Origin of the sequence: Mucilaginibacter hurinus (genome assembly GCF_003324525.1) — a bacterium.
GTDB classification, from domain to species: domain Bacteria; phylum Bacteroidota; class Bacteroidia; order Sphingobacteriales; family Sphingobacteriaceae; genus Mucilaginibacter; species Mucilaginibacter hurinus.
This window is the reverse complement of sequence record NZ_QGDC01000001.1, coordinates 526,893-546,149: the sequence shown is the minus strand read 5'-3', so window position 1 is coordinate 546,149 and position 19,257 is coordinate 526,893. Positions and strand designations below refer to the sequence as shown.

Sequence of the window (19,257 nt, the reverse complement as noted above, 5' to 3'; positions counted from 1 at the left end):
AAATATTAACAAGAGGCCCTTATGTTGATTGCGTAAGGGCTTTTTGTTGGTAAAAAATTTGTAATTCTATTCATTCTTTAAATTCCGGTTCCCACAAATATTGTAATTTAGCCATATGCGTAACACGGCCGAAGAATTTTTAGCAGCGAGTGATGAGAAGGCTTTTGACGTAGATCACCGCCGTATTATAAACTACAATATTGGCAAGTATGATGCTGCTGTTGACCGGGGCCTATCACGCATAGCTAACCTTGACACGGCTAAGCGTAAGGGGCACGTTATCAAATGGAAGGTGATGGAAAACCTTGATAAGCTGCTGCCTGAATTTGAGGCGAACTTTCAAAAGCGCGGCGGCAAGGTGATATGGGCGAATGATGCCGAAGAAGCTAACCGCGAAATACTTAGCATTATACAAAAAGCCGGTGCAAAAACTGTTGTCAAGTCGAAGTCGATGGTTACCGAGGAGATTCACCTCAATGCTTTTTTGGAGAGTAACCAGGTAGAAAGCCTGGAAACTGACCTGGGCGAATATATTGTACAGTTACTCGGCCAAAAGCCTTACCACATTGTAACGCCGGCCATGCATCTTTCAAAAGAAGACATAGCGAGACTCTTTTATGAAAAGTTTGATACACCTATTGACTTTACGCCTGAGCAACTTACCCAAAAAGCACGCGAACTGTTGCGTGATAAATACCTGCAAGCAGATGTAGGCATAACCGGTGCTAATTTTTTAATTGCCGATACGGGCAGTATCGCCGTCAGCGAAAATGAGGGGAACGCGCGTTTGTGTACTTCTTTCCCTAAAATACACATCGCTATTGTGGGTATTGAAAAGCTGATACCGTCCCTTACCGACCTTGATTTATTCTGGCCGATGCTGGCTACGCACGGCACCGGTCAAAATCTTACGGTGTACAATACTATTTTAAGCGGGCCGCGCAAACCCGGCGAAACTGACGGACCGGAAGAGATGTATGTAATACTACTGGATAATGGCCGTACCAACCTGCTTGCCCAAAAAGAACAGCGGCAGGGACTATACTGCATACGCTGCGGCGCTTGCCTAAACGCCTGCCCGGTATATAAAAACATTGGCGGTCACACTTATCAAACAACTTACAGCGGCCCTATAGGCTCAGTAATAACACCGCATACCGATGGCATGGAAGAGTTTAAGCATTTAAGCTATGCCTCAAGTTTATGCGGTAAGTGTACTGAGGTTTGCCCGGTAAAAATAGATATTCATAAGATGCTGCTGCTTAACCGCCGTGATGCCGTAAAGGATGGCTTGGTAGCCAAAAAAGAAAAATGGGGATGGTTTGCCTGGAAAAAGAGTATGTTAAGCCGTAAAATGACCGATTTTTTCAGCGGCAAAACCAAGAATACATTTATTAAACTGTTCTTTAAAAATACCTGGGGCCACTACCGCGATCTGCCAACGCTTCCCGGAAAATCATTTAGCGAGCAGTGGCGTGAACACGAAAAAGGGGAATAAACAACATCTATGCGAAAAGTTATTGTAAACCTTGCAGTGAGCCTTGATGGCTTTATTGAGGGGCCTAACGGGGAATATGATTGGTGCCTTACCGATCAGGACTATGGGATGCCACAATTTATGAATAGTGTCGACGCTGTATTTATTGGCCGTAAAAGCTATCAATTATTACTGGCCCATCCTGAGTATTATCCTGACAAAAAGGTGTATCTATTTACAGATACGCTTACCGAAGTAAAAGGCGACGGTGAAGTTATTACAAGCGACGTGTTCGCTGAAAGCATAGAGCGGATCAGAAATGAACATGGCGGGAATATTTGGTTTTACGGTGGTGCAAGCTTGCTATCTGCATTTATGCAGCAAGGGTATATTGACGAATTGCTGCTGTCGGTTCACCCAATTCTTTTAGGCAAAGGCAAACCTTTATTTGAGGGCTTAAAAGAACGTGTTGGGTTAACTTTGCTGGAGACTATTCCTTATCAAAGTGGTTTGGTGCAGCTGCGTTACGCCGTACATTAATGCTTGTCCCCAAACCCAAATTCTTTATAGCTGTTAGGCAACTCGTTAGCGCTGCTGAACGCAAAGGTGAAGGATGCCCACATCGTCTCAAAGTCGGCATCTTTGGTGTCAGATACCTGGGTGCGTGCCGAGCGAAGTATATAAATTCCTTCACGGCTTAATTTAAAATATACCCGGCCTTCAGCATCAGTCACCAGTTTTTGCGGATGTACATTACCAGTAGCAGTTTTAATATATAACATAAGCACTTCATTGGCTAAAGGCTTATCTTTTAAATAAAGCACAGCGGTAACATCGTCGCCATAATTTAATTTGTAAGGATTGGTTTTTAATACGAGCTCAAGCGGATCACCCAAAACCTTTTCGTACACATTGCCTGAATTTTTTTCAACTTTTACCAGCGTTTTTAGGTAACAGGTGTATTTTTCTTTCACCCTTAACTTCCTGTTTTTTGCTACCCGTTTTGCCAGGTCGGTATTGCCATCTTCGTTAAGTTGCTTTTCAAACTCCTCCTTATCAAACTCATTGTAAGCAGCTGTTTGTGTGTATTGTAGTAATGCTAGGCCGGGGTTAACAATTTTATAATCTTGTATGGCTATAACTGTATCAGTTGCCTGGGCAGCGAGGTCAATTTTTTTTGATCCCTCATACAATACAAACTTTCCGGCTCCTGCAGGCGGGCCTTCCTGGCCGGCATCATCGCCGGGCTGTAGGCCGGTAAACAGGCGTACACTCAGCATATCCCCCTTCTTTAAAAAGAAATTTTGGGCCAGCAAAAAGTAATTGCCGGTAGCTGCCACTAAAAAAGTAATCACCAGCGCCGATAATATAAGGAGTGAAACACGTTTCATTTGCATCATAATCATTGGATTATCCAAACATACAAAGTTTTGAAAACTTCAGTAGCTTAGCTATATGATTTTTGACCGTAAAAAGCTTGATACCGATACTTTACTGGCATTTTACAAGCAATTGCTATGGCCAAGGATGATAGAAGAGAAAATGCTGATATTATTAAGGCAGGAGCGAGTAAATAAATGGTTTTCAGGAATCGGGCAGGAAGCCATAGCGGTAGGCAGCACTTTAGCCATGCAGGCTGATGAGTATATACTGCCCATGCACCGGAACCTTGGCGTATTTACAGCTCGTCAAATCCCGTTATGGAAGTTAATGGCGCAATGGCAGGGGAAGGCAACCGGTTTCACTAAAGGCAGAGACCGGTCGTTCCATTTTGGTTCGCAAGAACACAAAATCATTGGCATGATATCACACCTTGGCCCGCAAATGGCTTTAGCCGGCGGTATAGCGTTAGCAAATAAGTTAAGCGGGCGGCAAAAAGCTACATTAGTATTCACGGGTGAGGGAGCTACCAGCGAAGGCGACTTCCATGAGGCGCTCAATGTCGCAGCGGTTTGGGATTTGCCTGTTATATTTTTGATAGAAAACAACGGTTATGGGCTGTCGACGCCGGTTAGTGAGCAATACCGCTGCGACAGCTTAGCCGACAGGGCAAAAGGCTACGGCATGGAAGGCCTTACGATAGATGGCAACAACCTGCTTGATGTTTACCACACTATAAGTCAGTTGGCAAATGACATAAGGAAGAACCCACGCCCGGTTTTAATTGAATGTAAAACCTTCAGGATGCGCGGGCACGAGGAGGCATCTGGTATCAAATATGTTCCGCCGCAACTGTTTGATAAATGGAAGGTTAAAGATCCCTTAGAAAATTTCGAACGGTTTTTACTGGATGAGCGGGTGCTAAGCATTAAATCGGCACAGGATATCCGCAATGCATTTAGCCGGTTGATAGATAGCGAAGTACAAAAAGCATTTTCACAGCCCGACGTTGTGCCCGACGTGCAGACCGAAGTGGCAGACGTGTATAAACCTTATCCTGTTAACAAAGCGAAGCCTGCAGGTACAATATCTGTTAAAAGATATATAGATGCTATTAGCGATGGCCTGCATGAGGCGATGCTTAAATATCCCAATCTGGTTTTAATGGGACAGGACATTGCGGGTTATGGCGGAGTATTTAAGATTACGGAGGGGTTTGTTGAAGAGTTTGGGCGCGATAGGGTACGTAACACGCCCATCTGCGAATCTGCAATAGTAGGTGCGGTCATGGGGCTTGCGTTAAACGGGTATAAGGCACTTGTCGAAATGCAGTTTGCTGATTTTGTAAGCTCGGGCTTTAACCAGATAGTAAACAATTTAGCCAAAAGCTATTACCGGTGGGGGCAGGCGGTTGACGTTGTAATACGCATGCCTGCAGGCGGAGGTACAAGCGCCGGGCCATTTCACTCGCAAACTAACGAAGCCTGGTTCACAAAAACGCCTGGGCTTAAAGTAGTATATCCCGCTTACCCTGCAGATGCTAAAGGCCTGTTGCTGTCCGCTATTGAAGACCCTAACCCGGTGATGTTTTTTGAGCATAAATACCTGTATCGAACCTGCAGTGGCGACGTGCCTGATGGGTATTATACTGTTGAAATTGGTAAGGCAAAGGTTGTTCGTGAGGGCAGCGTAGCATCAATAATTACCTACGGCTGGGGAGTACATTGGGCTGTAGAATATGCCGGTAACCACCTTGATATTGACGTGGAAATTGTGGACTTACGTACTTTGCAGCCCTGGGATAAGGAAGCGGTTGAAGCGAGCGTTAAAAAAACGGGACGCGCACTGATTTTACATGAGGATACATTAATCAGTGGCTTTGGTGGTGAGATAGCCGCGTACATTGCCGAACACTGCTTTGCTTACCTTGATGCACCCATTATGCGCTGCGCCGGACTGGATACGCCTGTGCCCATGGACAAGGGGCTTGAAGACCAGTTTATGGCCAAAAGTAGGCTTGAGGGAAAGATGCAACATTTATTAAGTTACTAAAGCCTGCTGCATTAGTTCAACAATTTTTGAGTTTAACGCGGGCAAGGTGAAGTTATAGAAATAGTCGTCAAATCTCGGTTATGTAAGCTGATTACATCCAATGTTTTATTCTGCCGTTCATTTTGTCAGGTTCGGGATCTGGTGGTGGTAAACAGTTCATTGTTTTATTAATGTCGTCAGCCAGTTCGGTAGTGAAAAAACCATGCCGGATTATAGCAATCACCCAGTTTGCTCCACACAGCCAAATAAAGAACACGGGACCTATCCACCAACGATGAGTGAAGATGCCAAAGATTCCAAATCCAATAGACATAAGCGCGGTTTTGGCAAATAACCCGACCAAGTTAATGGAATGAGTAAGGTGGAGTTTGTCTTCGTACGGCACTAATTGGATCGTGCCATTATCCGGCAGTCCAAATAAATTTTGACGCGCGGAACCGGTCGTGCCTTTGTAATATACCTCATAATCGCCCGACGTAACATTATTGGCTTTTTTTGAATAATCCTGTTTTGAATATACTGCAGAATATCTTCCTTTACCGCAGGAGCAAAAGGTACGCACAATTTCCTGGTAAAATTTATTACGAATGGAAAGCGTTCAGCATCCGCTAATTTAGTTTTTTAATAAGCGTATTCTAAATGGGTTTGCGATTTTTTCAACCAATTGCATACGCCCATGTTATATCAAAAACTAACATGATCATGAAAAAGGGCGATACCGTACATTGGAATTGGGGGAAAAGCGAGGCCGAGGGGAAAATAATAAAAAAGCATACCGAAACCGTTGAGAAAACCATCAAAGGCACAACCGTAAAACGCAACGCTACTGAAGATAAACCAGCTTATGAAATAAAACAGGAGGACGGAGACAAAGTGCTGAAATCTGCCAGTGAAATAAAAAGCGGCGGCAAAAAGTAAATATTTATTTTTGGGGCATGAACCAATCAACCAAAAATTTCCTGCGTAAAGCGTTATTACTGTTAACTGCACAGTTGTTCTTGTCATCCGGTTATCTGTTCGCACAACGGGCAGTCATTCCGGGTGACTTTGCCGACCCGTCCATCATCCGGAAAGGAAAAACTTATTATGCTACGGCTACTTCGTCTGAGTGGGCGCCGCATTACCCCATTTTTACATCAACGGATTTGAAAAGTTGGAAGCAAACCGGGTATGTGTTTGATAAAACACCTGAGTGGTTATCCGGCTCTTTTTGGGCGCCCGAATATTTTTACCATAACAATACGTATTATATATATTACACTGCGCGCCGAAAAAAAGATGGTATATCATGCATTGGCGTAGCTACTTCAAAATACCCTGATCGTGGCTTTACCGATCACGGGGTTGTAATTGAATGGGGTAACGAGGCTATTGATGCTTTTGTGTTTAATGATAATGGCCAGCTATATATTACCTGGAAAGCCTACGGATTAGCGGGAAAGCCGATTGAAATATTGGGCAGCAAACTGTCTGCCGACGGGTTTAAACTGGAAGGTGAGCCGGTTACGCTGCTAAGAGATGTAGAGCGTATTGGGCTTGAGGGGCAAAGCATACTAAAAAAGGATGATTATTACTACCTCTTCTCGTCGGTAGGCGACTGCTGTGGCCGTGGTTGTAGCTACCGTGTGCAGGTTGCCCGGGCAAAAAATATAATGGGCCCTTACGAGTCGTATATAAAGAATCCTTTATTATCGGGCGATGAGGAATGGAAATGCACAGGGCATGGCACCTTTGTTACCAACACTGATGGTAAATACTACTACCTGTACCACGCCTATAGCAAAACTACCGGAGTTTATACAGGCAGGCAGGGTTTACTAAGTGAGCTTGTTTGGCCCGCCAAAAATGAGTGGCCTAAATTTGTAACGCTGCCCAAACCAGTAACTACTCAAGCCCACATTACCGATACATTTACAGGTAACACACCTGATAAAGCCTGGCAATGGGATTTCAGAAATGCAACCCCTGTACTAAAACAGCAACGCGGAAAGCTGCATTTATCAGGCACGGTTAAACCAGGGAATAACTCAGGCATAGTCCTCACCCGCAGGCCATATACAGCAAACTATAGGATGCAGGTAAGTGTAATAAACACTAATGCAGCTCAAAAAGGACTGGTTATTTACGGCGATGCAAACGGCTCGTTAGGTATAAGTATACAGGGTAATATCATTGAATACTGGCAAGTGAAAGATAACAGCCGCCAGGTATTAAAAACGGCACATGCAGCTTCAGGAATAGTTCAGCTGAAAATGGAAGTGAAACAGGATTTAACCTGTCACATATACTGGAAACAAACAGGCCCGTGGCAGGAACTTGCACTTGATAAGCCGGTTATTATAGATAACCTGACACCATGGGACAGGAGCCCCCGTCCGGGTATAAATTTTAAAGGCCAAACTGGTGAAGAGGGGGTCTTTGACAATTTTAGTATCAGTTACAGTTATTAATATCGATCTATTTATATAATAAAGGTTATTCATGCAGTCCCTGATTGGGCCTGAGCAGGGTTTCCTTTGGGAAACCCTGCTCTTTTTATAAGTAAATTGCTATTTTTAGTTATGAATATCACTTATCAAACCTGCATGCCGGGGAATATCGTGATCTGTTGGTTGCGAGCACCTTGGGTGAGCGCCGCCCTGTTGATGATTTAGAGCGGATAAACACCATGTGCCGCAATGCAGATATAATTTACACAGCCAGGCATAATGGTAAGCTGGTAGGTGCGGCGCGGTCTGTAAGTGACTTTTCATATTGCACTTATCTGAGCGACCTGGCAGTTGACGCGGCTTACCAGCACCAGGGTATAGGCAAAAAGCTGATTGCCGAAACAAAAAGGCTTTACCCGCAAGCCTTGCTAATATTGCTTGCTGCACCTGCAGCCGAGCAGTATTATCCTAAAATAGGTATGGAGCGGCATAACCACTGTTTTTTATTGCGCGATGTAAACGGTTTAAAGTAATAGCTGTAATATTTAAGTAAACTCCCCAAAATGTTATGGTTATTCCATTTTTCTACACCATTTTTACGGGATGAAAAAGCAATCTGTTATCACTGTAAAAAACCTGGTAAAAAATTACGGGGATTTTGCGGCGGTAAAGGATATAAGTTTTGAGGTTTACGAAGGCGAAATATTTGGATTGCTGGGGCCGAATGGCGCCGGCAAAACTACTACACTCGAAATTATCGAAACCTTGCGGGACAAAACCTCAGGAGAGATATGGGTTGACGGTTTTTCGGTTGATACGGATGCTGACAGTATTAAACAGCGTATAGGGGTGCAATTGCAGGCAGCAGGATATTATCCTAACCTCAATTTGTCTGAATTGATAGATTTATTTTCCGGTCTTTACGGCATTACAAAAACGCCTATGGAAATGCTGCAAAAAGTAGCGCTTACAGATAAGGCGAAGGCAAAATACAAGCAACTTTCAGGCGGCCAGAAACAACGTTTCTCTATAGCGACTACTTTGATAAACAATCCCCGCATAATTTTTTTAGATGAACCTACAACCGGCCTTGATCCGCAGGCACGCCGCAACCTTTGGGATTTGATTAAAGAAATACGCGACGCTGGAACGACCGTAGTAATAACCACTCATTACATGGATGAGGCAGAAGTGCTGTGTGACCGTGTGGCCTTTATTGATGGCGGCAAAGTCGTAGGCATTGATACGCCCGATAATTTTATTGATAAATTGGTATCATCCGGCTTTGAGCGGCCTAAGCAGGTTAAACTGGCAAATCTCGAAGACGTATTTATAAACTTAACAGGCAAAAATTGGCGGGACGAATAGTTTAAGGGCCGAAAGCCAGGAAAGACGGAAGTCTTCAAAAGACTGACCGGATTTACATTTTATATTTAACTACTACTACTACCGAGACTTCAGACTTTATCGGTTACCAGATTATAATAAATGAAGAAATACAGTAATATACGCGCTACCCTGGCCATAGCACGGGCAAGCTTAAAGTCAATACTCCGCAGCCCGTCTGCAGTGATATTCAGCCTTGCGTTCCCACTGATTTTTATCCTGGTATTTGGCTTTATCGGCGGCGGCGCAGTAACCGTTGATGTAGGGGTAGCTAAAACCTGCGATACGGTAAATCCTGTTTACCAGGAATTGAAAAAGGTTAGCGTGGTTAACCTCATTCATAATCAGCCCGCCGATGAGTTAAACAGCAATTTATCAAAAGGTACTATTGATGCATTGTTAGATATAAGGAACAATGCCGATAAAAAGTTTGAAAGGGAGCATCCGGTATTTGAAGTTAACGTACAATACACCAAGGCGTCGTCAAAAGGTAACATCCTTAAATCTGTATTGGCCAATATACTAAACGGAATTAACCAGGCCTTTCATCAACGTATTTTAAAACAAGAGGCGCCACCGCAGATTACCCGCCTAAAGGAAACGGTTATCAGCGGTCGTGAGTACAAAACCATTGACTTTATATTGCCCGGGCAATTAGGCTTTTCGCTTTTAAGCACAGGGGTGTTTGGTACGGCCTTTGTTTTTTTAAGCCTGCGTATAACGTTGGTTATTAAACGCTTTTTTGCCACGCCGGTAAAACGTGCCAGCATCGTCATCGGCGAAGCGCTGGCCCGTATAACCTTTTCGCTGATGGGCGCCTTATTTATTATCATAATAGGACATTATGCTTTTGGTTTTACGCTGGTTAATGGTGTGGTTACAGTTATTAACATGCTTATACTTTCAACCATAGGTGTTATTGTTTTTATGGGCTTTGGTTTTGTGGTTTCCGGTATAGCTAAAAGCGAAAGTACTGTGCCGCCAATTGCCAATATTATCACGCTTCCCCAGTTCCTGCTCTCAGGCACTTTCTTTTCTATCAATGCTTTCCCTGCCTGGCTCCAACCTATAAGCCATGCCCTGCCTTTAACTTATCTTAACGACGCTCTGCGTAAGGTTGCATTTGAAGGTGCCGGCCTAATTGATGTTAGCCACCAATTGCTTATACTGGGCATATGGGGCTTAGTGATTTATACCGTAGCTGTTAAAACTTTTAAGTGGGAGTAAGGTTTAACATTGCGATAACATTGTAGCGATAAAACTTAATATTAATATAACATTAAGAAGTGTTTAATTAACAATAGCGTAATATTAAGGAAATACATTTGCGGCATAAGATTAAAAAAATGTTAGAAAATCGTAAATTAATAGTATTTCTGGTCGCAGTTTTAAGCTTGTGTTCATTTAATGTTAAGGCACAGAATAGTAAAACCGGCACTTGGGGAATTGTTACCGTAACCCTGCCCGGGGATAGCACGCATAAGTGGGGTGCTTATATAGAACTGCAAACACGTACCAATACGCTCTTTAATCAGGCATTTTACTACGAAGCTAAAGGTGGGGTAAGCTACGATATTGCCAACAACTACACAGCACTTATTGGTACCGGCCGGTACATTACATATGATTATGACGATTTGGACGGGCCACCAACCAATTTAGAGACGCGGCTTTGGCAGCAGTTAACCGTCAACCAGTTTTTAGACCGTATTAAAATAGAGCACCGTTATCGTGTTGAACAACGATTTTTTAACACAGGGTACCGTAACAGGTTTCGTTACCGGTTGAATTTAGCTATCCCTATAAACCATGCTAAAATTGGCCCTAAAACATGGTATGGTGCAACCTTTAACGAGATATTTTTGAATAATAAGGCGCCGCATTTTGAGCGTAACCGTTTTTACCTGGGGCTGGGTTATCAATTTAATAAATCATTAAGCGTACAAGCCGGTTGGATGCATCAATATAACTACACACTCACTACTGCAGGTGCAAAAAATAATCTCGCTATTAATATACAATACCGCATAAACCGCAAAAAAGGCAAGGCGAAGGAATTTATTCCGGCCATGCACGATTAGTTATAGCGAAAGCGATGTTAAATAATCATTATAAATGCCAAACCCTGATGAGTTTTGATGATTATATTTTAACTTAGCGCCGTTTTAAAAGAAGTATAGTTTTCAAACGCTTACAATCACTATGAGTATAATAATTGATGTTCATGCCCGCCAGATTTTAGATTCGCGCGGCAACCCAACCATTGAAGTTGATGTATTAACCGAGAACGGCGCTTTGGGGCGTGCAGCTGTACCTTCGGGCGCCTCAACAGGCATACATGAAGCGGTAGAGCTTAGGGATAACGATAAAGCCACTTACTTAGGTAAAGGTGTGTTAAAAGCCGTTGCCAATGTTAACGAAAAAATTGCTGCAGCATTAAAAGGTGTTGATGTATTTGAACAAAATACGATTGACAAGCTGATGATTGAACTTGACGGTTCTGAAAATAAGGGTAATTTGGGCGCTAACGCCATTTTAGGTGTATCATTAGCGGTTGCTAAAGCCGCCGCGCAGGAAAGCCGCCAACCATTATATCGTTACGTAGGCGGTGTTAATGCTAACACATTACCTATCCCGATGATGAACATTGTAAACGGTGGATCGCACTCTGACGCGCCTATCGCTTTCCAGGAATTCATGATCATGCCGGCCGGTGCTTCTTCATTCAGCGAGGCGTTGCGTTGGGGTACCGAGGTGTTCCACAGCCTGAAGAAAATATTGCATGATCGTAACCTGTCAACCGCTGTAGGTGACGAGGGTGGTTTTGCCCCTACTTTTGAAGGTACTGAGGACGGCGTTGAAACTATACTGCAAGCAATTGAAAAAGCGGGTTACAAGCCGGGCGAGCAGATTTTCCTGGCATTTGACTGTGCTGCTTCTGAATTTTACAAAGATGGTAAATACGACTATACTAAGTTTGAAGGCGAAAAAGGTGCTATCCGCACCAGTGCTGAACAAGCTGATTACCTCGCTTCGTTAACTGAAAAATACCCCATCATTTCTATTGAGGATGGTATGGCTGAAGACGATTGGGAAGGCTGGAAATTGTTAACCGAAAAAATCGGCGATCGTGTGCAACTAGTGGGTGATGATTTGTTTGTAACTAACGTAAAACGTTTACAACAAGGTATTGATGCTGATACGGCTAACTCTATCCTGGTAAAAGTAAATCAGATAGGATCGTTAACTGAAACTATCAATGCGGTATCGCTAGCGCAAACACACAGCTACACTTCAGTAATGAGCCACCGTTCAGGTGAAACTGAAGATGCTACAATTGCCGACTTAGCTGTTGCTTTAAACTGCGGCCAGATAAAAACAGGTTCAGCTTCAAGGTCTGACAGGATCGCTAAATACAACCAGTTGTTGCGTATTGAAGAAGAATTAGGCGAGAACGCTAAGTTCATCGGGAAAAACTTTAAATACGTAAAAAACAGGTAGGCGAAAGCTTAAAAATAAAGCCGAAAGGTTTTTACTATTGATATTAAGAAGCCGGCCCTGCGCCGGCTTTTTTATTGACAGTCGGTGTTGTTGCGGTATAAATACTAACGTCGCAATACGTTTAAAAGGTCTCAAATTCCCCATTAATACGTCTTCCAATAATATTCCCTATCTTTGCTAAAATAATTACCCGCTCGCTTAACGGTTTTGATCACCGCACATAACAAACGCTATAGATCCGGATATGCTTTGCGTTAGCAAATAAATACAATACATGTCATTTGAAAATTTAAATTTAATAGAGCCTATTTTAAAGGCACTTAAAACTGAGGGTTATACCCAGCCCACACCTATACAGGCACAGGCTATACCAATAGTACTGCAGCAAACTGATCTTTTAGGCTGCGCCCAAACAGGCACCGGTAAAACAGCTGCCTTTGCCATACCTACGCTACAATTACTGTATAACGACAGGCAGCAACACAAAGAACAGAAAACTATAAAGGCACTTATACTAACCCCAACCCGCGAACTGGCTATCCAGATTGATGAAAGCTTTGCCGCATATGGCAGGCACACAGGCCTTAAGCATCTGGTGATTTTTGGCGGCGTATCGCAAAACCCGCAAGTTGATGCGTTGCGCAGGGGAGTAGATATATTGGTAGCTACGCCCGGCCGTTTGCTCGACCTGATTAACCAGCGCCTGGTACATATTGACCATGTGAAGATACTGATACTGGACGAGGCTGACCGTATGCTGGACATGGGCTTTGTGCATGATGTAAAAAAGATAATCGCCAAAGTGCCCGCTAAAAGGCAGACACTTTTTTTCTCGGCAACCATGCCTAAAGAGATACAAAGCCTGGCCGATAGTATTTTACATAAGCCTGAAAGGGTGGAGGTAACGCCGGTATCATCAACCGCGGATACCATACAGCAAGAAATATTTTTTGTGGCTAAGGGCGATAAAAGGCAATTACTTAACCACGTTTTAAAAGATAAAGATATTGCTACGGCATTGGTATTTACCCGTACCAAACACGGTGCCGATAAGGTGGTAAAGGATCTCAATAAGGCTGGGATTACCGCCGAAGCTATACATGGCAATAAATCGCAGAATGCACGGCAGCGGGCTTTGACAAATTTTAAAAGCCGTAAAACGCGCGTGTTGATTGCCACCGACATTGCAGCACGCGGTATAGATATCGATGAACTTACTCACGTGATAAATTATGAGCTGCCCAATATACCTGAAACCTATGTACACCGTATTGGCCGTACAGGCCGTGCAGGCGCCAGCGGCATAGCCCTTTCGTTTTGCGATGAGGAAGAAAAGGAGTACTTAAAAGATATACATAAGTTGATAGGAAAAACTATTCCGGTTAACGAGGCTCATCCTTATCCGCTGCCCCAGCTTACGCATCAGGAGCGTATACTGGAAAAAATAAAGAAGGAAGCTCATGGCCATCATCGCGGCGGCGCTTCACAGTCGCATAAAAGTGGTGGCGGTAGCAACAGGCGCTTTGGCGGTAACCGTAATAAATCACGTGGCGGAAAAGGCGAAGCTAACATGAGCGGTGCAAGGCCTGGTGGTAACAGGCGGGGATAATAAACTAATCCGTGAGCGATAAAGTAGCAATCTATCTAAAAGATTCTTACCATTCAAAATGATAGATTACTACATCCTAGTTACTCATCAGGATGTATTTGGGATAATTTTTTTATGTTAATAAGTTAATAATCATATTTGCATCGCGTTTGTTTTTTAGATAGCTTTAAAATGAAAATTTTATATCCCGGTACAATGAAGCGTTTGATAGGTCTTTTTGGTAACAAATTTTTCCTGGTTACGGTAGCGTTTGCCGCCTGGCTCATTTTTTTTGATAAAAATGACCTGCTATCACACTATGAATACCACCAGCAGCTTGAGAAACTAAAAGCCGAACGCGACTTTTACCAAAAGGAAACTGATAAGGTAACTAAAGATCTCGACGAGCTTTCGTCAAATCCGCAGCAGCTTGAAAAATTCGCTAGGGAAAAATACCTGATGAAAAAGGATAACGAAGACGTATTTTTAGTTGTTCGCGAAAAAGCCGTTGAGGAATAAACGGTAGCGCAGCAAACGCCGTCCTGGCATAATAACATAGCGATAAAGTTTTTTGCACTAACGCTTTAGCCGGTAATACAGCATGCATGTACCAGGGGCGGCTACTTTGTTAGTCTTATAACAAACCGTGTACCTACGTTTACAGTACTTTCAATCTCAATGCTGCCGCCAAGCGCTTCAATTTGGTTACGCGTGATAAACAAACCTACACCGCGTGAATCGCTATTTTGGTGAAATGTTTTATATAAGCCAAACACCTGGTCGCCGTGCCTGTCAAGGTCAATACCTATGCCGTTATCCTCAAAAACGAGGTATACCTGGCCGCCCATAGTGTAAGTAAAACACCTTATATGTGGAGCGCGGTCTGGGTGCCGGTATTTTATTGCATTGGTAATCATATTCTGAAAAATACTTTCCAGGTAAGCCGGTAAATATTTTACACCCGGGGCACGGCTAAAATCATATTCAATATGAGCGTTTACAGCGCTGATATTATTACGCAATGCCGAAAAGATATTCTTAAATACCGACAGGAAATCAATCTCACGTATATCTTTCGGTTTATCTGTTTGAATTTTTACTATCTCGTTTACGTGCTCAATGGTTTTTGTAAGGCTTTCGGTTACGTTCTTTATCTGGTCTAAAATTTCAGTTTTTGTTTCTTCGCCGTCAGTTTCATCATACATTTTAATCATTGTTTGCAAATTACCTGAGTGCGAACGCAGGTTGTGTGAGATGATGTAGGCAAAGTTTTGTAGCCTTTTGTTTTGTTCGGTTAAAACGTCCAGGTTAGTTTGCAAACAGTTTTCCCTGGTTTTACTTTTGTCAATATCCTGCAGTATGCCTTTAATAAGTATGCAGGTGCCATAATCATCAATTACTGCTGTACCTTTTACCCTAACCCACAGCTTATTCTTATTGGCTGTTTTAACTACAAGGTCAACATCAAACGGCTTGCTTAGTTTTATAGCGTTTTCAACAACAGCAGTAAGTTGCGTATTAAATTGTTTTTCAAACAAGCCAATGAAGCCTTCAAGTGATAATTTAACCTGGTCTTTATACTCCAGGATATCATAACACTCTTTTGATAATATTAACTCCTTTGTGTACGGGTTAAGCTGCCAGTTTCCAATCGTTATTACTTTTTCGCTATCGTTTACGGCAATATCCTTTTTTATAAACTTTAACTCAAACAGCTTATATTGGTGGATATTGATAATTGATCCGGAGATTTTATGGTTATGCTTGCCGCTGAACCGGTGAAGCGTACTTTCAAACCACTGATAACCATGCTTTTTGGTAAGCAGCCTTATTTGTACAGTGGGCTTGGAGTTTGGAAGCCTGTTATTGATAAAATTTAAAAAAGTGGCTTTGTCTTCATGATATAAGAGGTAGTCAAAAAATACAGCATAAGAGGTGTCAATGTCCTGTGGATCGTACCCCAAAATTTCGTAAAATCCCTCAGACCATTTAACAGCATGGTAGTTTATGTCATATTCCCATACACCTATACTTTTTTCAAAGTCATTATCAGAATTATCAGGCATAACGGTCGAAATATTATGCCCTTCAGTGATATCCATATGTATTTTTTACAAGATAGTTTTTAAAATTAATGCTAAGGCCAGTACCAAAAGATAAATTTTAATCTTTGTAATATCCTGTATATCAAATTCCTTACCACAAATAACAAAAAAATGATATTTTTTAGCGGTATTCCGGATAATGATACCCAAGAAGCAGAATTTCGGCTTGTTTTTCGTTATATGGTGCTAATATACAACAAGTTAATACATATTTGAAAAGATATGCCTAAAAAGAATACGGTATTTAAAAGGGCTTAATACCCAATAACAACTGTTAAATCCCCAATACTTGTTTAAGTTTGCCATAACCTGTTTTGCTAACAGGTATTTTTGCTCCGGATTTTAGAATAGCCAGATGCGAGTCTTTTTCGTAGGGATCGATACGGGTGATTTCAGACACACTTAGTATGTATGAGCGGTGCACACGAACAAACTGGCGCGGGTCAAGCGTTTGTTCAAAAAAGCTCATGGTCTTGTTTTTCAAGTATGATCCTTCGGGAGTAATTATACTTACATAATCGTCGTCTGCCTGCAGGTATAGCACATCGCGTACGGGTATAATTTTAACTTTAGTACCGGTTTTAACCACAATACGTTCATGCTGCGCCGGAGAGTGCGCAACTTCCTCAAGCAATTTTTCGGTTTGTTTAACAGGTTTTACGTCTGTTGATAAGGCTATGTATTTTTCAATGGCTTTATTAAAGCGGTCTTTACTAAAAGGTTTTAAAAGGTAATCAATTGCATGGGCCTCAAAAGCCTTTATGGCATACTCATCAAACGCGGTGGTAAATATTACGGCAGGCGCTTGGTCAACCAGTTCAAGCATTTCAAAGCCGGTTATTTTAGGCATCTGCACATCTAAAAAAATAAGGTCGGGTTGGTGCTGTTGTATAGCCTTCAGTCCTTCAAAACCGTCACCACATTCCTGTATAAGTTCTATCTGATCTTTAAAATCCTGCAGATATTCCATCACAACCATACGGGCCAATGGCTCGTCATCAATAATTAGCGCGCGTTTCATGCCTGTGGTACTTTAATTATGGTTGTAAATATATTATCATTTGCATGAGTTTCAATCAAATCATTGCGTGCAAATAGTAAATAAAGTCTGCGTTGTACACCGCGCAGGCCAAAACCGGTCCCTTGTTTGGGTTTTGAAGTTTGTGGGTCATAGGGGTTTTGTACCATTAAAACGAGGTAATTACCGTCCAGTTCGCCACGTATGCTTACTACAACTTCGCCCGTAGTGTCATACAAGCCAAATTTTATGGCATTTTCTACAATGGGTTGTAACAGCATAGCGGGCATCACCGCATCGCCGCAATTATTATCGCAGCTTATTTCGGTTTGCAACCGGTGACCGAAGCGTACCTTCTCAATTTCAAGATATAAATTCAGGTGTGCCAGTTCTTCGGTCAGGGTAACCTTTTGCTGATCATCCTTTCGTAACGTGCCGCGTAAAAAGTCCGAAAGCTGGTGTATCATTGTACGGGCCAGTTCGGGTTTAAACCCTATCAGCGCGTTGATAGAGTTTAAGCTGTTAAACAAAAAGTGCGGCTGCAGTTGCTGGCGCAGGTTATAAAGTTCTGCATCGCGCTCCATCTTTTCCGCTTCTGATTTACGTTTCTCCGTTTCCTTCTGGTCCAGTTGCGAAAAATATATCGCGCTCAGCATAGCCATCCAGCCTATGGCTAAAAAATTGGTAAAAAAACGTATCTCAAGCGAGCGTTGTAAAAAAGTATAATAAACATTGCCTGTTTTAAGCAACGGGAGTATGTAACGCCCGCCGGCCGCGCAAATAGCGGCCAGTGCCAAACACCAAATAAAAAGATTAATATAGCTGCCTTTACCGGGTTGATAATAACGCAGGTTATTATTAATAAGCCAGCAGGCGCCGGTTAACAAAACAGCGCTTGTGCTGCCGTCAATTGCGGCGGTGTACCAGTCAAATCCAAAGCTATGCACAATGTAAGTTTGCAGCGCGGCCCATGCCACACCGCAAACCGCAAAAGCGAGGTATAATCGTGATAACGCTGTTTTTGGAATGGCCAAAACTTATTTATTTACAGTTAGTAAAGCAGACCGGTGATGTGCCCAGGCTATATAAAGCTCGGCGTCAGGCGCTTCGTGTATCTGGTAATGTAATTCGGTACCATCGGTAAGGTCATGTAAGCGGTTTATTTCAGTTACATCTACAAACTGCCATTTTACCGTTTGTTTTTGCGCGTTGCTAAAACTATCCTGCACTTCCCGGCCAATTTTATTGGCTTTTTCAAAGGCATTTTTTTCAGTATCGGCATTGATCAGCCTTAGTTGCTCATCAAACTGTGCGGGATGATTACCGTCGCCGCTAACGATGCGAAATACCAGTTTTGTTACGTACCAGTTCATTGTCAGTGAATATTTAGTTTTCCGTAGGTTTATTAATAGCTGCGGATATCAACCCCGGCGAATATGGACACCCCTTTTATTACAAGCACTTTATCGTTATTTACCGCTGTAGTAAAATGTTTGCGCTTATCGTCAACCGAAGCGAATATAGATGCCATGTCAGAGATAACATGCCAGTGCGGCGGTACAATAAGCTTTGTGCCTCCAAATACTTGTGTTATCTCGATAATTACATAACCGTTGATATCAGCTTTGGTGAAATCAAGTTCAGTTCCGCCGAAAATATTTACTATATCACCGCCCTTAAAGTTTTTTGAAAGTATAACCTTGTCAACACCGCCAAATATGGCTGTCGCGTTAAGCGAATCATCAGCATAAGGTATGTTAGGCGGAATAGTTGAGCCGAGCGGATCCTCATTAACGCCTGTAGTATCAACAGGCTCAACAAAGCCTTCTTTAACCCGGTAGTCAACTATCGGATCAGGGCCACCTAAAGGCGATGGTTTTTTTAAATCGTTTGAGAATTGCTGCCATTTATTGTTATCATGTTTGTTGTTTCGCCGCATAATCATCCATATACCAAATATGATAAACGCTACAGGCCATATTACGCCGCTTGAGGCATTAAACGCATCTTTAAACATAAAAACCAAGCCGGTAAGCACCAAAATAAACCAGGTTTGCTTTTGGAAGTTGCTTTTAAAGCCGATATACAGCCCGGGTAAAATTAAAAACCAGTACCAGCCAAAAAGCCATCCCGGAAAAAAGAAAAAATCAAATTGCCTGAACAGGAGTACGGCACCCACCACCAGCAGAATAATTCCCGCCACAGGCTTGCCGTTGTTAGGCGTCTTTTTATATTCTATGTTATCGCTCATGTTATATCTGTATTGAAATTATTATAAACCAAAACTACTATAACATTTGTACTATGCCAACATAAAATGG

The 19,257-nt window shown here is 42.5% G+C and carries 19 protein-coding genes; 12 read left to right on the top strand and 7 right to left on the bottom strand.

Going from position 1 to position 19,257, the window contains the following annotated elements; translation table 11 throughout:
- Positions 1-115 precede the first annotated feature (115 nt).
- Together DJ568_RS02405 and DJ568_RS02400 are read left to right on the top strand one after the other, a co-directional pair.
- Positions 116-1,498, top strand: a complete 1,383-nt coding sequence (locus DJ568_RS02405; RefSeq protein WP_114003623.1) for a LutB/LldF family L-lactate oxidation iron-sulfur protein — start codon at positions 116-118, stop codon at positions 1,496-1,498.
- Positions 1,499-1,507: 9 nt separating this feature from the next.
- Positions 1,508-2,017, top strand: a complete 510-nt coding sequence (locus tag DJ568_RS02400) for a dihydrofolate reductase family protein (RefSeq protein WP_114003622.1) — start codon at positions 1,508-1,510, stop codon at positions 2,015-2,017.
- On the opposite strand, the gene DJ568_RS02395 is transcribed toward DJ568_RS02400, so the two are convergent.
- Positions 2,014-2,877 carry a DUF4198 domain-containing protein gene (locus tag DJ568_RS02395; protein ID WP_158534853.1) on the bottom strand — a complete coding sequence of 288 codons (864 nt, stop codon included), beginning with the start codon at positions 2,875-2,877 and terminating at the stop codon, positions 2,014-2,016. The two genes, DJ568_RS02400 and DJ568_RS02395, sit on opposite strands and share 4 nt — an antisense overlap.
- 55 nt (positions 2,878-2,932) lie before the next feature.
- Between DJ568_RS02395 and DJ568_RS02390 the strand changes: the two genes are divergently transcribed.
- Entirely contained in the window at positions 2,933-4,909 is a 1,977-nt protein-coding gene (locus DJ568_RS02390; protein ID WP_114003620.1) for an alpha-ketoacid dehydrogenase subunit alpha/beta, read from the top strand.
- A gap of 91 nt (positions 4,910-5,000) precedes the next feature.
- Here DJ568_RS02390 and DJ568_RS02385 read toward each other — a convergent pair whose 3' ends face one another.
- The gene (locus tag DJ568_RS02385) at positions 5,001-5,471 is read right to left on the bottom strand and encodes a hypothetical protein (protein ID WP_114003619.1); all 471 of its coding nucleotides are present in this window, start codon (positions 5,469-5,471) and stop codon (positions 5,001-5,003) included.
- 140 nt (positions 5,472-5,611) lie between these two features.
- Here DJ568_RS02385 and DJ568_RS02380 point away from each other — a divergent pair, with 140 nt between their 5' ends.
- The 9 genes from DJ568_RS02380 (at position 5,612) to DJ568_RS02340 (ending at position 14,332) form a co-directional block, all read left to right on the top strand.
- Positions 5,612-5,827: a hypervirulence associated TUDOR domain-containing protein gene (locus DJ568_RS02380; protein WP_233496608.1), complete on the top strand. Its 216-nt coding sequence runs from the start codon at positions 5,612-5,614 to the stop codon at positions 5,825-5,827.
- 17 nt (positions 5,828-5,844) lie between these two features.
- On the top strand, positions 5,845-7,359 hold the full coding sequence (locus DJ568_RS02375) for a glycoside hydrolase family 43 protein (RefSeq protein WP_114003618.1): 1,515 nt from the start codon (positions 5,845-5,847) through the stop codon (positions 7,357-7,359).
- A gap of 158 nt (positions 7,360-7,517) precedes the next feature.
- Positions 7,518-7,871, top strand: a complete 354-nt coding sequence (locus tag DJ568_RS02370; RefSeq protein WP_199560825.1) for a GNAT family N-acetyltransferase — start codon at positions 7,518-7,520, stop codon at positions 7,869-7,871.
- Positions 7,872-7,941: 70 nt separating this feature from the next.
- Positions 7,942-8,706 (top strand): ABC transporter ATP-binding protein, encoded by a 765-nt coding sequence (locus tag DJ568_RS02365; protein ID WP_114003616.1) that lies wholly within the window; start codon positions 7,942-7,944, stop codon positions 8,704-8,706.
- Positions 8,707-8,826: 120 nt separating this feature from the next.
- Positions 8,827-9,951, top strand: a complete 1,125-nt coding sequence (locus DJ568_RS02360; protein WP_114003615.1) for an ABC transporter permease — start codon at positions 8,827-8,829, stop codon at positions 9,949-9,951.
- Between the two features lie 119 nt (positions 9,952-10,070).
- Positions 10,071-10,805: a DUF2490 domain-containing protein gene (locus DJ568_RS02355; RefSeq protein ID WP_114003614.1), complete on the top strand. Its 735-nt coding sequence runs from the start codon at positions 10,071-10,073 to the stop codon at positions 10,803-10,805.
- Positions 10,806-10,926: 121 nt separating this feature from the next.
- Positions 10,927-12,225, top strand: a complete 1,299-nt coding sequence (gene eno / locus DJ568_RS02350; RefSeq protein ID WP_114003613.1) for a phosphopyruvate hydratase — start codon at positions 10,927-10,929, stop codon at positions 12,223-12,225.
- Positions 12,226-12,499: 274 nt separating this feature from the next.
- Positions 12,500-13,834 (top strand): DEAD/DEAH box helicase, encoded by a 1,335-nt coding sequence (locus DJ568_RS02345; protein ID WP_114003612.1) that lies wholly within the window; start codon positions 12,500-12,502, stop codon positions 13,832-13,834.
- Between the two features lie 171 nt (positions 13,835-14,005).
- Positions 14,006-14,332: an FtsB family cell division protein gene (locus DJ568_RS02340; protein ID WP_233496607.1), complete on the top strand. Its 327-nt coding sequence runs from the start codon at positions 14,006-14,008 to the stop codon at positions 14,330-14,332.
- 101 nt (positions 14,333-14,433) lie between these two features.
- On the opposite strand, the gene DJ568_RS02335 is transcribed toward DJ568_RS02340, so the two are convergent.
- The 5 genes from DJ568_RS02335 to DJ568_RS02315 form a co-directional block, all read right to left on the bottom strand.
- The gene (locus tag DJ568_RS02335) at positions 14,434-15,915 is read right to left on the bottom strand and encodes a sensor histidine kinase (RefSeq protein ID WP_114003611.1); all 1,482 of its coding nucleotides are present in this window, start codon (positions 15,913-15,915) and stop codon (positions 14,434-14,436) included.
- Positions 15,916-16,192: 277 nt separating this feature from the next.
- Positions 16,193-16,939 (bottom strand): LytR/AlgR family response regulator transcription factor, encoded by a 747-nt coding sequence (locus tag DJ568_RS02330; protein WP_114003610.1) that lies wholly within the window; start codon positions 16,937-16,939, stop codon positions 16,193-16,195.
- A complete protein-coding gene (locus DJ568_RS02325) occupies positions 16,936-17,970 on the bottom strand; it encodes a sensor histidine kinase (protein ID WP_233496606.1) in 1,035 nt (344 codons plus the stop codon). Before DJ568_RS02325 ends, DJ568_RS02330 begins: the two co-directional genes overlap by 4 nt.
- A gap of 3 nt (positions 17,971-17,973) precedes the next feature.
- Positions 17,974-18,309, bottom strand: a complete 336-nt coding sequence (locus tag DJ568_RS02320) for a DUF4288 domain-containing protein (protein ID WP_114003609.1) — start codon at positions 18,307-18,309, stop codon at positions 17,974-17,976.
- 32 nt (positions 18,310-18,341) lie between these two features.
- A complete protein-coding gene (locus DJ568_RS02315; protein ID WP_114003608.1) occupies positions 18,342-19,187 on the bottom strand; it encodes a LiaF transmembrane domain-containing protein in 846 nt (281 codons plus the stop codon).
- Between the last annotated feature and the right edge of the window lie 70 nt (positions 19,188-19,257).